Raw genomic sequence first — 13,475 nt, 5'->3', positions numbered from 1 at the left:
ATGGCTCGTTACATAGGCCCGAAGTGCAAGCTGTCTCGTCGTGAAGGGACAGATCTTTTTCTGAAGAGCGGTGTTCGCGCGCTCGATTCCAAGTGCAACATCGAGACTCCGCCGGGTATGCACGGCGCGCGTCGCGGTCGTCTGTCCGAATATGGCGTACAGCTTCGTGAAAAGCAGAAAGTCCGTCGTATTTACGGCGTACTGGAAAAGCAATTCCGCAACTATTACAAAGAGGCCGCCCGCATCAAGGGTGCAACCGGTGAAAACCTGTTGCAGCTGTTGGAAGGCCGTCTTGATAACGTTGTCTATCGCATGGGTTTTGGTTCTACCCGTGCTGAGTCCCGTCAGCTCGTTTCTCACAAAGCGATCCTGGTCAACGATAAGCTGGTAAACATTCCGTCTTATCAAGTCCGTCCAGGCGATGTTGTGAGCGTGCGTGAGAAGGCAAAAAACCAGCTCCGCGTTAAAGGCGCGCTGGACCTGTCTTCCAGCCGCGCACCGGTGAGCTGGGTAGAGGTCGACGCCAGCAAGATGTCCGGCGTTTACAGGTCAGTGCCTGAGCGTACTGAATTGCCGGCCGACATCAACGAGAACCTCATCGTCGAGCTTTACTCCAAGTAAAGCCCAGTTAGCAACGAGAGCAATTAGGGGCGTCTATGCAGCGTTCAGTACATGAGTTATTGACACCTCGTACCATTGACGTGAAAGAATCAAGCGCCATGCGCGCCAAAGTGACCCTGGAGCCTCTGGAAAGGGGCTTCGGTCATACTCTTGGTAGCGCACTGCGTCGGATACTCTTGTCCTCAATGCCGGGCTGTGCCATTACCGAGGCACAGATCGACGGCGTGTTGCACGAGTACAGCGCGATCGAAGGTGTTCAGGAAGACGTCATTGAGATTCTTCTGAATCTTAAAGGCGTGGCCGTGAAAATGGGCGGCCGGGACGATGCCGAGGTAACCCTCAGCAAGAAAGGCCCGGGCGTTGTCACTGCCGGTGATATCAAGCTGGATCACGATGTCGAGATCACCAACCCGGAACATGTGATCTGTCACCTGAGTGCCAATGGTGAAGTGAACATGCGTCTGAAGGTTGCCCGTGGTCGCGGCTATGAGCCTGCTGATCAGCGGGGTCTGGACGAGGACGAGACTCGCGCCATTGGACGCCTGCAACTGGACGCAACTTTCAGTCCGGTCCGCCGTGTGGCCTACGCCGTGGAAAGTGCACGGGTAGAACAGCGCACCGATCTGGACAAGCTGGTTATTGATCTGGAAACCAATGGTACGATTGATCCGGAAGAAGCGATTCGCCGGGCCGCGACCATCCTCCAGCAACAACTGGCCGTGTTTGTTGATTTCGATCACGAAAAAGAGCCCGAGCGTGTTGAGGAAGAGGAAGAAATTGATCCGATCCTCCTGCGTCCGGTTGATGATCTGGAATTGACAGTGCGTTCAGCTAACTGCTTGAAGGCTGAGAATATTTACTACATCGGCGATCTGATTCAGCGCACTGAAGTTGAGCTGCTGAAGACGCCTAACCTTGGTAAAAAGTCGCTTACTGAGATCAAGGACGTGCTCGCGTCCCGCGGTCTGTCACTGGGTATGCGTCTTGATAACTGGCCGCCGGCTAGCCTTCGTGGCGACGATCGGGTCCTGGGCGGTTAATCGCCGATTAGTTTAAGGTAAGGAATCAGAGCAATGCGTCATCGTAAGAGTGGTCGTAAGTTCAGCAGGACCAGTGCGCATCGCAAGGCCATGTTCCGTAACATGACTGCGTCACTGGTTGAACACGAGCTGATCAAAACTACGCTCCCGAAAGCGAAAGAACTTCGCCGGGTAGCGGAGCCTTTGATCACGCTGTCAAAGAATGATTCGGTCGCGAATCGTCGTCTGGCGTTTTCTCGCCTGCGTGACGATGCGGCGGTTGCCAAGCTGTTCAATGAGCTTGGTCCCCGTTACAATGAGCGTCCGGGTGGTTACCTTCGTATTCTGAAGTGTGGCTTCCGTGCCGGCGACAATGCCCCCATGGCATTTGTAGAGCTGGTTGGTCGTCCGCTGGACATCGAAGCAGAAGAAGTGGACGAAAGCGAAGATTAAGTTTTCGCCAAGTCCAATAAAAAACCGGAGGCGTCTGCCTCCGGTTTTTTTATGCCTCATCCTCAGTAATTTTTATTTGCGATCCCGGGCCAAGACGCCCTTCAAGTACCGCCCGGTATGTGACCCTGCCTCTTCGGCAACGTGCTCTGGGGTCCCTTCCGCAATGATCTGACCGCCACCTGAGCCGCCTTCGGGCCCGAGGTCAATAATCCAATCCGCCGTTTTGATCACATCCAGATTGTGCTCGATTACCACAATGGTGTTGCCGTGATCCCGCAGTCGCTGCAGTACCGTTAGCAGTTGCTGGATGTCGTAGAAGTGCAGGCCGGTGGTGGGCTCATCAAGAATATAGAGCGTCTTGCCAGTGTCGCGCTTGGACAGTTCCTTGGCCAGTTTGACGCGTTGTGCTTCACCTCCGGACAGGGTGACGGCACTTTGCCCGAGGCGGATATACGATAGCCCGACGTCAATCAGGGTTTGCAGCTTGCGGGCGAGGAACGGAACCGGGTCGAAAAACTCACGGGCTTCTTCAACCGTCATCTCCAACACTTCGTGGATGCTCTTGCCCTTGTAGCGGACCTCCAGGGTTTCGCGGTTGTAGCGCTTGCCCTTGCAGACATCGCAAGGAACATACACATCCGGCAGGAAGTGCATCTCCACCTTGATTACGCCGTCGCCCTGACAGGCCTCACAACGACCACCTTTAACGTTGAAGCTGAAGCGGCCCGGTTTGTATCCGCGGGAACGGGCTTCCTGGGTACCGGCAAACAGTTCACGTATCGGGGTGAACAGTCCGGTGTAGGTTGCCGGGTTGGAGCGGGGTGTCCGGCCTATGGGGCTCTGGTCGATGTCGATGACTTTGTCGAGCTGGTCCAGACCTTTCAGTGATTCATAGGGTGCGTGGCTTAAGCTCGTAGCTTTGTTGAGCTTTGCCGCACACACCGGATACAGGGTGCTGTTGATCAGCGTGGACTTGCCGGAGCCCGAAACGCCGGTGACACACGTCATAACGCCCAGCGGTAAGGTTAATGTGACACCCTGCAGGTTGTTTCCGGTCGCGCCTGCCAGTACCAGCGGTTTACCCTTCCGGGTATGGCGTTGTTCAGGGATTGCGATCTCTTTTTCGCCACACAGATACTGCCCGGTGAGGGAGTCCTTGGAGGCGATAATGTCTTCGGGGGTGCCTTGGGCAATGATGTGGCCCCCATGCACACCTGCACCTGGCCCGATATCAATCACGTGGTCCGCAGCCCGGATGGCGTCTTCGTCGTGCTCGACAACGATAACGGTATTGCCCAGGTTCCGGAGATGGAACAGCGTGGCCAGTAAGCGATCGTTGTCCCTTTGGTGGAGGCCGATAGACGGTTCATCGAGAATATACATGACGCCCACAAGGCCGGCACCGATCTGGCTCGCCAGTCGTATGCGTTGGGCTTCGCCGCCGGAGAGAGTATCGGCGCTGCGTTCAAGGGTCAGGTATTCCAGGCCAACGTTAACCAGGAATTGCAGTCGCTGACGAACTTCCTTGAGGATTTTCTCGGCGATTTCACCCTTGCGGCCCGGTAGGGCGAGCTGTCCGAAGTAGTCGTGGGCGTCGCCAACGGGCATATGGGTAACGTCCGAGATATTGTTTTTCTCAACAAATACATGCCGGGCGCTGCGCCGAAGCCGTGAGCCGCCGCACTCCTTGCAGGGCTGTGTGCTGAGGTTGCGCGCCAGTTCCTCTCGCATGCTCTGCGACTCGGTTTCCCGGTAGCGGCGCTCCAGGTTCGGCAGGATGCCCTCAAAAGGATGGGCCTTCTCCATGATGTGGCCACGCGAGTTTACATAGCGGAATGGGATATCTTCGGTTCCCGTGCCGTAGAGCAGCGCCTGACGAAATTCCTCCGGCAGATCCTCCCAGGGAGTATCCATGTCGATGCCATAATGTTCGGCCACACTGGTCAGCATCTGGAAGTAGTACACGGCCCTGCGGTCCCAGCCCTTGATGGCGCCCTCGGCGAGGGTGGCCTCTGGGTGCTGGACGATCTTCTCGGCATCGAAGAACTGCTTGACGCCCAGGCCATCGCAAGTCGGGCAGGCACCGGCAGGGTTGTTGAAGGAAAACAGTCTTGGTTCCAGCTCGCTGATGGCGTAGCCGCAAAGGGTGCATGCATAGCGCGCGGAAAACGTATGTTCTTCTCCCTCATTGTCCATGGGGGCGACGAGTGCGATGCCATCAGCCAGGCCGAGAGCTGTTTCAAAGCTCTCGGCAAGCCGTTGCTCAAGCCCTGGTTTGACCTTGAAGCGGTCGACCACCACGTCAATCTGGTGCTTCCGTTTCTTGTCCAGGGTTGGAACGTCATCGATATCGTAAACACGGCCGTCCACCCTCAGGCGAATAAAGCCCTGGCTGCGCATTGTGTCGATGACCTGTAAGTGCTCGCCCTTGCGGTCACGGATGACTGGCGCGAGGATCATCAGCTTGCTGTCATCGGGCATGGCCAGTACTTGATCCACCATCTGGCTCACGGTCTGGGCCTCCAGTGGCTGATCGTGATCCGGGCAGCGAGGCTCGCCAGCGCGGGCAAACAGCAGGCGAAGGTAGTCGTAGATTTCGGTGATGGTGCCGACGGTGGAGCGAGGGTTGTGGGAGGTGCTCTTTTGCTCAATCGAAATGGCCGGTGAAAGACCCTCGATATGATCCACATCGGGCTTTTCCATCATCGACAGAAACTGCCTGGCATAGGTGGACAGTGATTCCACGTATCGGCGCTGCCCCTCAGCGTAAAGCGTGTCGAACGCCAGGGAGGATTTACCCGAACCGGACAGCCCGGTGATAACGATCAGCTTGTCCCTTGGCATATCCAGGTCAATGTTCTTCAGATTGTGGGTTCGTGCCCCTTTGATCTGGATATGGTCCATAACACCTCGCTGTCGGAAAAAACGAAAATTATACCGTGTTTGGCCCCCGGCCGGCCAAGAGCCTGGGACTTTTAAGCACTTAATTGCACGATGCCCTGTCTGCGTGGCTTCTGTTACAATGCGCAGCGATTTAATGAAGGGCAGGCGTCCCTTCTGAACCCTTGTTTCCGGACACCATCTCAGGCCAGGCATCTCATGAACTCACTGGAAAGACGCTCCGTAGTAGCACTGGCATCTGTGTATGCCATGCGGATGCTTGGGCTCTTTATGGTGATGCCAGTGTTCGTTCTTCTTGGCAGTGATCTTGACGGCGCGACACCTGCGCTGATTGGTCTGGCCATCGGAGCCTATGGTCTGAGTCAGGCGCTGCTGCAGATTCCGTTTGGTATGCTGTCTGATCGGATTGGCCGCAAACGGATGATCTACATCGGGCTGATACTTTTCGCCGCAGGCAGTTTGCTGGCTGCCTCCACAGACTCCATATACGTTGTAATCGCCGGTCGGATTCTTCAGGGGGCAGGGGCAATCGCCAGCGTCCTGATGGCGTTACTGAGTGACCTGACCCGCGAAGAAGAGCGAACCAAGGCGATGGCAACGGTGGGCATCTCCATTGGACTGTCCTTTTCGGTCTCCCTGGTGCTGGGGCCGCTGCTCGGGGCCACTTCCGGCCTGTCCGGCATCTTCTATACAACGGCCATCCTGGCGCTGATTGCGATAGTGGTCGTCAACCGTCTGGTTCCGACTCCCCATGAACACAAATCCAGCGCGGATACCCATCCTGCCAGGGCGATGTTGCAGACTGTGCTTTCTGACGGCCGGTTGCTCAGGCTGGATTTCGGAATCTTTGCGTTGCACCTGGTGCTGACCGCCATGTTCCTGGTCTTTCCAACCCTGCTTCAGGATCGGCTGGGGCTTCCTGCGTCGTCCCACTGGTGGTTTTACCTGACGGTGATGGTGGCCTCTTTCTTTGCCATGGTGCCGTTCATTATCGTTGGTGAGAAAAAGCGCCGGATGAAGCCTGTATTTTGTGGTGCCATTGCGCTGCTTGCGCTATCAACGGCTTGTGTCGGTGCGCTTGATGGTGGGCTTTTGGTGGCCTGGGGTGTGCTGTTCTTCTTCTTTATGGCGTTTAATCTGCTGGAAGCAAGCTTGCCGTCTCTGGTCAGCAAAGAGTCGCCAGCAGCGGCAAAAGGCACGGCTATGGGGGTCTATTCGACGTCCCAGTTTTCCGGGGCGTTTCTGGGTGGAGCGGTTGGTGGTATTCTGCTCGAGCAATTGGGGCTCCAGGGCGTGCTGTGGTTCATGGTGGGCGCGCTGCTGATATGGCTCGCGGTGGCGCTGACGATGTCGGCCCCGGGCCATACCACCAGTTTCGTGGTACAGTTGCAGCCTGTGGTTTACAGTCAGTTTGATGAGATTGATGACACTCTGAGAGGCATCCCCGGGGTGCAGGATGTTGTCATTCTGGAGGAGGCGGAAACCGCCTACCTGAAGGTTGATCGTCAAACATTTGATGAGCTGTCGCTTGCGGGCTTCTCATTTGTCCGGCAGGGCAGCCAATCTTGAAATTCGGAGGTCTGCAGGGAAGGCAGGCCATCCCTGAAAACAGAGTCAGGAGCAGATCATGGCACGAGGCGTAAACAAGGTTATTCTGATTGGGAATCTGGGGCAGGACCCGGAAACCCGCTATACCCCGAACGGCAATGCGGTGGTGAACCTCAACCTTGCAACCGATGAAAGCTACAAGGACAGACAAACAGGTCAGTTGGTGCCGAAAACCGAATGGCACCGGATTGTGATGTTCGGCAAGATTGCCGAGGTGGCTGGCCAATACCTGCGTAAGGGCTCGAAGGTCTACATCGAGGGTAAGTTGCAGACGCGCAAGTGGCAGGGGCAGGATGGTCAGGATCGCTACACCACCGAAGTGGTGGTGGACATCAACGGCCAGATGCAGATGCTCGACAGCCGTGGCGGTGAAGGCGGCGGCATGAGCCAAGGCGCTCCCGCTGGTCGCCCTCAGCAAACGGGTAATGCAGCGCCCGCCGCCGCAAGCCCCTCCGGGCAGCAATCCGGAGGCGGGGGGTACAGTCAGCCGTCACAGGGCAGCATGCCGGAACCGGTTGATGACTTCGACGACGACATACCATTCTAGAGTTGGTTACAAAAAGCCCCCGCCATGCGGGGGCTTTTCTGTTAACGAGTTGCAAAAACCAGTCAAATAGAACAATAAAACATGGAATTACGTCTACTTTTTCAACTACTATTAAAGTCATTATAAGAACTGTCCATTTTTTAGGCATCGAGGCTTTCGAGTGGCCCTGAGCTTTATTAAAAGCTTTCTGAAGCGTTCCGATAAACGGCAGCACCTCTATCTGGAAATTCGTCCTGACGGTATTGCGTGGGCGGAGTCTGGAGGTAACGCTGCTTTTGCCGATTGCTTGCCGGCAAAGCGGGAATCCGTTCTCCGTGCGTTGGTCGGCGAGCGCGCCTGGGCTGGTGTCAATACCACTCTGGTTTTACCGATGGACCAATACCAGGTGTTCCAGTTGGAGCGCCCGGAGGGCGTTGAAGACTCGGAGCTTGGTGACGCCCTGAAGTGGAAACTCAAGGACATACTCGATTTTAACCCGTCCGATGCGGTCTGCGATGTGTTTCCGTTTCCTGAAGATGCTTCTCGTGGTCGCGGGGACCTGGTTAACGTGGTTGCTGCCAGGAAGTCTCTCGTTAGAGAGCTGGTTGCACTGGTCGAGGAATGCGATCTGGCATTGACGTCCATTGATATTGCCGAGTTGGCTCTGCGTAATCTGGTGCCCCGCATTGACCCCGATCATCGGGGAGCGGCCGTGGTGCACATGCGCGAACGGTTCGGGCAGATGATCGTCTGTAAAGGGGAAACCCTGTACCTGTCGCGACGGCTGGACGTGACGTCGGATGACCTTCGGGATGCAACGCGGCAGGAGAACGCCGTGCAGTCTTTGGCCCTTGAGATGCAACGCTCCCTCGATTATTACGAAAGCCAGTTGGGACAAGTGCCCCCTGCCGTCATTCGCCTGGTGGCGCGTGATAACCTCATGCCATTGCCCTCCATGCTTGCCTCCTATGTGGCGGCCACTGTTGAAACGCTGGATTGGGAACCTTACGGTCTTGATGAGCCCCTTGATAGCCGCTGTCTGGTTGCCTGGGGCGCAAGCCTGTTCCCGACCGGAAAGGGGGCAAAATGATCCAGCAGGTCAACCTCTATACCGACGAACTCCGCCCCCGAAAGGAAAAACTGCAGGCCCGGATGGCGCTGTCCGTTCTGGCCCTGGCGTTGGTTATGATTGCGGTTTCCGCCGGGGTTGTCCGATATCAGGCGTCGCACTTGCAGGCGAAGGTCGATTCGCGGCAGTCGCAGAACGATCAGCTACAGCGCTCGGTGGAGCAACTGACCACCGAAGCGGAAGCCCGCCAACCCGACCCCGAGGTTGAAGCCGCCCTTGAGCGTGTAACCGCGACGCTGGCGCGAAGGCAGCGATTGCTGAGTCGTGTGGAAGACCTTGTGACCAGCGAGGCCGCGGGGTTTTCAGCGCAGCTGTCGGCATTGGCTCGACAGGTGCCCCAAGGGCTCTGGCTGACGCACATCCGTCTGGACGGTCATCAGGGAAATGTTGCTTTGGCGGGCAGGTCGCAGACCGGGCGGCTCGTGCCGGTATACCTCGAAAAGCTCAGCGGGGAGGCTGCCTTTATGGGCAAGACATTCGGCAGCTTCCGGCTTGACCGAGAGGAAGACGGGCGCTGGATTGAGTTTCAGGTTGCCACGGACAGGAATTGGGAGAGTGCTGAATGAAACAGGATTTTCGCCAGCAATTTGATAGAGGCGCAACCTGGTTCAACGACCGCCCTGTTCGCGAGCGGGCCATGATTACTGTAACCGCCGTGGTCCTGGTTCTTTTTGTTGGCTGGGAATTGTGTGTAGCGCCTGTGATGAGCCGCAACGACCAACTCCGATCTCGCCTGGATTCTTTGGCCAACACCCAGGCGTCTTTGCTCGAGCAGCAACAGGTGTTGACCGCGCGCCTGTCTTCCGATCCGTCCCTGCAAATTCGGGACAGGCTCGCGGCGCGCCAGCAGCGTCTTGACCAGCTTGATGAAGAACTGGCCGAAACCACCGGACAGCTGATTGCGCCGAGGGCCATGGTGGGATTATTGCGGGACATCCTGGCGGCCCAGGACGAACTTGAACTGCTGGGTGTTGAATTGATGCCGCCTGTGCCCGTATTTGAGGACGGACCAGGGGAGGCGGGCGATGCCAACAGCAATAACGACAATGATACCCGTGAGCCGTTGCTGTTCGCACACGATGCGGAAATTGCCATTCGTGGCGGCTATCTGAATGTGCTGGCTTACCTCGAGACCCTCGAAACCATGGACGCACGTCTCGGTTGGGTGCTGCTTGACTATGATGTCAGTGAGTATCCGAACAACGAGATTCGGGTTCGGGTTCGGACATTGAGCCTGGACCGCGCATGGTTGGGAGTCTGACATGAGGGTGTTGCTGATCATATTGATGTTGGCTGCCGGGTATGCGTTTGCCCTTGAGGATCCAACCCGGCCGAGCGGCTTTTCAGCCAGTGCCCCGCAGTCAGAACCGGCGAGGGAGTTTTCGCTGGCGTCGATATTTATTGGCAATAATCGCAGGTTGGCGGTTATTGATGGAGAGACCCGCCGGGAAGGGCAGGCGTTCGAGGGGGTTCGCATTCGGCGGATATACCCTGACCGGGTTGAGCTGGTTGATCAGGGAAGAGTGCGCGTTCTGCGCCTTGAGCCCCTTCCGCAAGTGCGGAGTTCGCAATGACAGACAAACGAGCTGCTATGACACTGAACCGAACGTTTTTGACCGTACTGCTGGCAACGTCACTGGCGGCCTGCAGTAATAACCCGCTGATGCGTACCAGTCAGGCCACCTCGACGGACGCTGCACAGTCGATTGACGATGCGTTGGCGGAGGCCGAAGCCAAATCCGCGCTGCAGCGTGCCGAGCGGGAACAGGCCGCACGGGGTGGTGTTCCGGAAGATATCAGCGCGGCCCTGATGCCGTCGCTGTCTGCGGACACGAATGACGAAGAACGGTTTGACGTCGATGCCCGAGGCCTTGCCGCCGGTCCATTTTTCGAGGCGTTGGTGGAAGGTAGCCGCTATAACGTCGTGATTCATCCCGGTGTTGACGCCGTTGTTGATCTGAGGCTCCGGGACGTGACCGTTCCCGAAGTAATGGATATCGCCAGTGATCTCTATGGCCTTGATATTCAGCGCAACGGGCGACTGTTTCAGGTAAAGGCTGAAAGCGTCCAGACTCGGATGTTCCCGATCGACTACCTGCACTTCAAGCGCAGTGGCGGCTCTGAGACCCGTGTCAGTTCAGGACAGGTGAGCAGCTCACGTGACAACTCAACCGGCGCAGGCACGTCGCAGGACAATTCCGACAACACTTCAACAGCGAACCTGGTCGGCACTCGTATCTCCACAGAGACCGAGTCCGACTTCTGGACCGATATCCAGCGCGCACTGCAAATGATCGTAGGGTCGGAGAATGGCAGTCAGGTGATCATCAACCCCGGAGCGGGGCTGGTAATGGTGCGCTCCGATGGAAAGTCTTTGGCGCAGGTGGAAGAGTACCTTCGCCGGACTCAGTTGATCATGCAGCGGCAGGTGGTGCTGGAAGCCAAGATTCTGGAGATTGGACTGAACGAAGGCTATCAGCAAGGCATCAACTGGGCGGATATCCAGAGTGCCTCAAGCGTGACGGCATCGGATGGCTTGCCGGAGGACTTCACCGCACAGGCCTTGGCAGGGCAGGTGATTACTACCTCAGATATTGGAGGGTTGTTCTCGGCCAGCGTCCGGGCGGGCGACTTTACCGGGTTGATTGAATTGCTTGGCGAGCAAGGCAACGTGCAGATTCTCTCCAGCCCCCGAATTTCCACCGTCAACAATCAAAAGGCGGTGATCAAGGTGGGTACTGACGAGTTTTTCGTAACGGACATCGATTTTGACGACAACAACTCGGCGGTGACGGCCACTGACCGGACGTCCACCTCTGTGGAACTGACCCCGTTTTTCTCCGGGATATCGCTGGATGTTACCCCACAGATTTCAGAAGACGGCGCCATTACCCTGCATGTGCATCCCTCTGTGAGCGAGGTGAATGACCAGAAGAAAGTGATTACGGTGGGGGATCGGGACGTCACACTGCCGCTGGCGCTCAGCACCGTTCGCGAGACCGACAGCGTTATCCGTGCCGAGAGTGGACAGATTGTGGTGATCGGCGGGTTGATTCAGAACACCAGCGAGGACAACAACTCGGCAGTACCCTTTTTCAGTGAAATTCCCCTATTGGGAGAATTGTTTAAACAGCGCCGGTTCCAGTCTCGCAAGAGCGAGCTGGTCATTCTGTTACGCCCCGTGGTTGCCGGTAGCCAGCAGATGAATGCGGATGTATCGGCCAGTCGCGACCGGATGCGGGTTCTGCGGGAACTGCTGGAGTCTTCCGAGTCTGTTAAACCCCAACCGGAGAAAGCCAGGCGCTAGCATGTACGAAGCTCATTTCGGACTGCAGGAAGCACCGTTTGCATTGACGCCCAACACCCGGTATTTCCTCCGGGCACGTAGCCACAGCGATGCGCTGGAGCTGCTGTTGGTGGCCTTGCGTGAGCGGGAAGGCTTTATAAAAATCACCGGCGAGGTTGGTACCGGCAAAACCCTGCTGTGCCGTCTGTTACTCAATGAGTTGGAGCAGGATGCCCATACGGCCTATATTCCCAACCCGCAGCTGACACCGGAGACCCTCTACGAGGCGGTGGCGGAGGAACTGGAAGTAGATGTTGCGCGTTGCGCCAACACCCACCAGATACTGAAAGCTCTGAACGAGCGCTTGATTGCGCTGGCCATGGAACAACGGCAGGTGGTGCTGGTGATCGACGAAGCTCAGGCCATGCCCGAAGAAACCATCGAGGCGCTGCGTTTGTTGACCAATCTGGAAACCGAAAGTAGCCGGCTGCTGCAGGTGGTGTTGTTCGGACAACCGGAACTGGACCAGATACTCCAGCAGAACAGCATGAGGCAGCTCCGGCAACGGATTACATTTCAGTACCGTCTGGCACCGTTGGATAAGGTATCGGTGGCACAATACCTCAGGCACCGCCTGTCCCAGGCAGGGTACAACGGCGGTGATCTGTTTGCGCCCTCTGCATTGCGTTTGATTTCCCGCTCATCCGGCGGCATCCCGCGGTTGGTCAATATTATCGCCCATAAGTCCCTGTTGTCGGCGTGGGGCCGGGGCGACCGTCAGGTAGGCCGTTGGCACGTGATGCAGGCGGTCAGGGACACAGACAGTGCCCGTGTACCGAACCTTCTGGTGAGGTGGCTATGAGTTTGCTCAATGATGCATTGAGAGCCGCCGAACAGCGCCAGGACCGGCCTGTGGCACCCGGGATCTATGCTGGCGGTCAGTCGCCGGCCAACAATCGCAGGCCCGTGTTTTTGATTGCGTTGGTGGTTCTGGCGATCGTTGTCGCAGGTCTTGGTGGCTACTGGCTGTTTTCGGTTGACTCCTCTTCTGCCCCCGCAGAACCGGCAGAAGCTGCAAAGCCCGTGCCATCGCCAGCGATGGTGGAGCCGGAACCGGTTCAAATACAGTCAACCACCCCGCAAACACTCGCGTCACAAAACCAGGCGCCAGAGCCGTTGCCGCCGGAAACCACGGAACCCGACATCATGGAACCCGACACAGCGAAACAAGTGCCGGCCCAGACATCTCCCGTCTCGGTGGCGAAAAGGGAAGAGTTAGAACCGTCCTCAACAGAGACAGAAACTCAGGAGGCGGAACCCGAACAGACTGCCATTACTGACGTGAAACAGGTGCCGGAAACGCCGGCTGCGACTGATCGTAGCACTGCGAGGGAACTGCAAAAATTGGTGGCGCAAGGCCGTATTACCGACGCAGAGCGCCGTCTTGCCGCCCTGACCCGGGAGCAGGATGCTCCCCGCAGTCGCTATGTTGTTGCCAGGGCGCTGCTGGTTGATGGCAAACAGGATCAGGCCCTTGGTTGGCTGCCCTCCGAGGTTAGCGCGCAAAACCCGGCGTTGCGTTTGCTCAGAGCAAGGGCCTTGCACGCCGATGATGATCTCGCTGCAGCCCTCGAAACATTGACGTCCAGCATTCCTCCCGTGGAAGGGCATGCTGAGTACCGCGTTACGCTGGCAACGTTGCTGCAACAACAGGGTGATAGCGCAGAAGCCGCCCGGCACTGGGCGGCACTGATTGCCTGGGATGACAGTCAGGCTCCCTGGTGGGTGGGGCTGGCAATTTCCCTGGAAACGCAGGGCGAGCTGGCCGGAGCGGCCAGGGCCTACCGGCAGGCAGCCGAACTTCCGGGGCTGCCTCGGTCGTTGGCCGACTACGTACAGCAACGTCTGCAGGCATTGCGGGCAGGATGATCC

General features: G+C 57.4%; 13 protein-coding genes. 12 read left to right on the top strand and 1 reads right to left on the bottom strand.

Annotation, left to right across the window (positions count from 1 at the left end; genetic code table 11):
• The 3 genes from rpsD to rplQ are packed head-to-tail and all read left to right on the top strand — an operon-like array spanning position 1 to position 2,093.
• Positions 1 to 621: a 30S ribosomal protein S4 gene (gene rpsD, locus MDG893_RS11650; RefSeq protein ID WP_007153991.1), complete on the top strand. Its 621-nt coding sequence runs from the start codon at positions 1 to 3 to the stop codon at positions 619 to 621.
• Between the two features lie 35 nt (positions 622 to 656).
• Entirely contained in the window at positions 657 to 1,661 is a 1,005-nt protein-coding gene (locus tag MDG893_RS11645; RefSeq protein WP_036203352.1) for a DNA-directed RNA polymerase subunit alpha, read from the top strand.
• Between the two features lie 33 nt (positions 1,662 to 1,694).
• A complete protein-coding gene (rplQ, locus tag MDG893_RS11640; protein ID WP_007153989.1) occupies positions 1,695 to 2,093 on the top strand; it encodes a 50S ribosomal protein L17 in 399 nt (132 codons plus the stop codon).
• Between the two features lie 72 nt (positions 2,094 to 2,165).
• Here the strand turns inward: rplQ and uvrA are convergent, their stop codons facing one another.
• Positions 2,166 to 4,997, bottom strand: coding sequence for an excinuclease ABC subunit UvrA (gene uvrA, locus MDG893_RS11635; RefSeq protein ID WP_007153988.1), 2,832 nt, complete (start codon positions 4,995 to 4,997; stop codon positions 2,166 to 2,168).
• A 195-nt stretch (positions 4,998 to 5,192) separates the two neighbouring features.
• Here uvrA and MDG893_RS11630 point away from each other — a divergent pair, with 195 nt between their 5' ends.
• The 9 genes from MDG893_RS11630 (at position 5,193) to MDG893_RS11590 (ending at position 13,472) form a co-directional block, all read left to right on the top strand.
• Positions 5,193 to 6,563, top strand: coding sequence for an MFS transporter (locus tag MDG893_RS11630; RefSeq protein WP_007153987.1), 1,371 nt, complete (start codon positions 5,193 to 5,195; stop codon positions 6,561 to 6,563).
• Between the two features lie 58 nt (positions 6,564 to 6,621).
• On the top strand, positions 6,622 to 7,149 hold the full coding sequence (gene ssb, locus MDG893_RS11625) for a single-stranded DNA-binding protein (RefSeq protein ID WP_007153986.1): 528 nt from the start codon (positions 6,622 to 6,624) through the stop codon (positions 7,147 to 7,149).
• Between the two features lie 160 nt (positions 7,150 to 7,309).
• Positions 7,310 to 8,218 (top strand): hypothetical protein, encoded by a 909-nt coding sequence (locus MDG893_RS11620; protein WP_007153985.1) that lies wholly within the window; start codon positions 7,310 to 7,312, stop codon positions 8,216 to 8,218.
• Entirely contained in the window at positions 8,215 to 8,823 is a 609-nt protein-coding gene (locus tag MDG893_RS11615; RefSeq protein ID WP_007153984.1) for a PilN domain-containing protein, read from the top strand. Before MDG893_RS11620 ends, MDG893_RS11615 begins: the two co-directional genes overlap by 4 nt.
• A complete protein-coding gene (gene gspM, locus MDG893_RS11610; RefSeq protein WP_007153983.1) occupies positions 8,820 to 9,518 on the top strand; it encodes a type II secretion system protein GspM in 699 nt (232 codons plus the stop codon). Before MDG893_RS11615 ends, gspM begins: the two co-directional genes overlap by 4 nt.
• Position 9,519: 1 nt before the next feature.
• Positions 9,520 to 9,831 carry a hypothetical protein gene (locus tag MDG893_RS11605; RefSeq protein WP_007153982.1) on the top strand — a complete coding sequence of 104 codons (312 nt, stop codon included), beginning with the start codon at positions 9,520 to 9,522 and terminating at the stop codon, positions 9,829 to 9,831.
• Positions 9,828 to 11,564, top strand: coding sequence for a pilus (MSHA type) biogenesis protein MshL (mshL, locus tag MDG893_RS11600; RefSeq protein ID WP_007153981.1), 1,737 nt, complete (start codon positions 9,828 to 9,830; stop codon positions 11,562 to 11,564). The genes MDG893_RS11605 and mshL overlap by 4 nt, the downstream gene beginning before the upstream one ends.
• Before the next feature lies 1 nt (position 11,565).
• The gene (locus MDG893_RS11595; RefSeq protein ID WP_007153980.1) at positions 11,566 to 12,405 is read left to right on the top strand and encodes an ExeA family protein; all 840 of its coding nucleotides are present in this window, start codon (positions 11,566 to 11,568) and stop codon (positions 12,403 to 12,405) included.
• Complete coding sequence (locus MDG893_RS11590) at positions 12,402 to 13,472, top strand: tetratricopeptide repeat protein (protein WP_007153979.1); 1,071 nt, start codon at positions 12,402 to 12,404, stop codon at positions 13,470 to 13,472. Before MDG893_RS11595 ends, MDG893_RS11590 begins: the two co-directional genes overlap by 4 nt.
• Positions 13,473 to 13,475: the final 3 nt, after the last annotated feature.

This window comes from Marinobacter algicola DG893 (assembly GCF_000170835.1).
In the GTDB taxonomy this organism is placed as follows: domain Bacteria; phylum Pseudomonadota; class Gammaproteobacteria; order Pseudomonadales; family Oleiphilaceae; genus Marinobacter; species Marinobacter algicola.
Note: the sequence above shows the minus strand (reverse complement) of the source record. Positions and strands in the feature narration are given on the sequence as shown.

Excerpts from the sequence above, each read along its gene's own strand:
- uvrA (WP_007153988.1), bottom strand. The coding sequence starts at position 4,997 with ATGGACCATATCCAGATCAAAGGGGCACGAACCCACAATCTGAAGAAC.
- rplQ (WP_007153989.1), top strand. The coding sequence starts at position 1,695 with ATGCGTCATCGTAAGAGTGGTCGTAAGTTCAGCAGGACCAGTGCGCAT.
- MDG893_RS11605 (WP_007153982.1), top strand. The coding sequence starts at position 9,520 with ATGAGGGTGTTGCTGATCATATTGATGTTGGCTGCCGGGTATGCGTTT.
- ssb (WP_007153986.1), top strand. The coding sequence starts at position 6,622 with ATGGCACGAGGCGTAAACAAGGTTATTCTGATTGGGAATCTGGGGCAG.
- gspM (WP_007153983.1), top strand. The coding sequence starts at position 8,820 with ATGAAACAGGATTTTCGCCAGCAATTTGATAGAGGCGCAACCTGGTTC.
- MDG893_RS11590 (WP_007153979.1), top strand. The coding sequence starts at position 12,402 with ATGAGTTTGCTCAATGATGCATTGAGAGCCGCCGAACAGCGCCAGGAC.
- rpsD (WP_007153991.1), top strand. The coding sequence starts at position 1 with ATGGCTCGTTACATAGGCCCGAAGTGCAAGCTGTCTCGTCGTGAAGGG.
- MDG893_RS11615 (WP_007153984.1), top strand. The coding sequence starts at position 8,215 with ATGATCCAGCAGGTCAACCTCTATACCGACGAACTCCGCCCCCGAAAG.
- MDG893_RS11630 (WP_007153987.1), top strand. The coding sequence starts at position 5,193 with ATGAACTCACTGGAAAGACGCTCCGTAGTAGCACTGGCATCTGTGTAT.
- MDG893_RS11645 (WP_036203352.1), top strand. The coding sequence starts at position 657 with ATGCAGCGTTCAGTACATGAGTTATTGACACCTCGTACCATTGACGTG.
- MDG893_RS11595 (WP_007153980.1), top strand. The coding sequence starts at position 11,566 with ATGTACGAAGCTCATTTCGGACTGCAGGAAGCACCGTTTGCATTGACG.
- mshL (WP_007153981.1), top strand. The coding sequence starts at position 9,828 with ATGACAGACAAACGAGCTGCTATGACACTGAACCGAACGTTTTTGACC.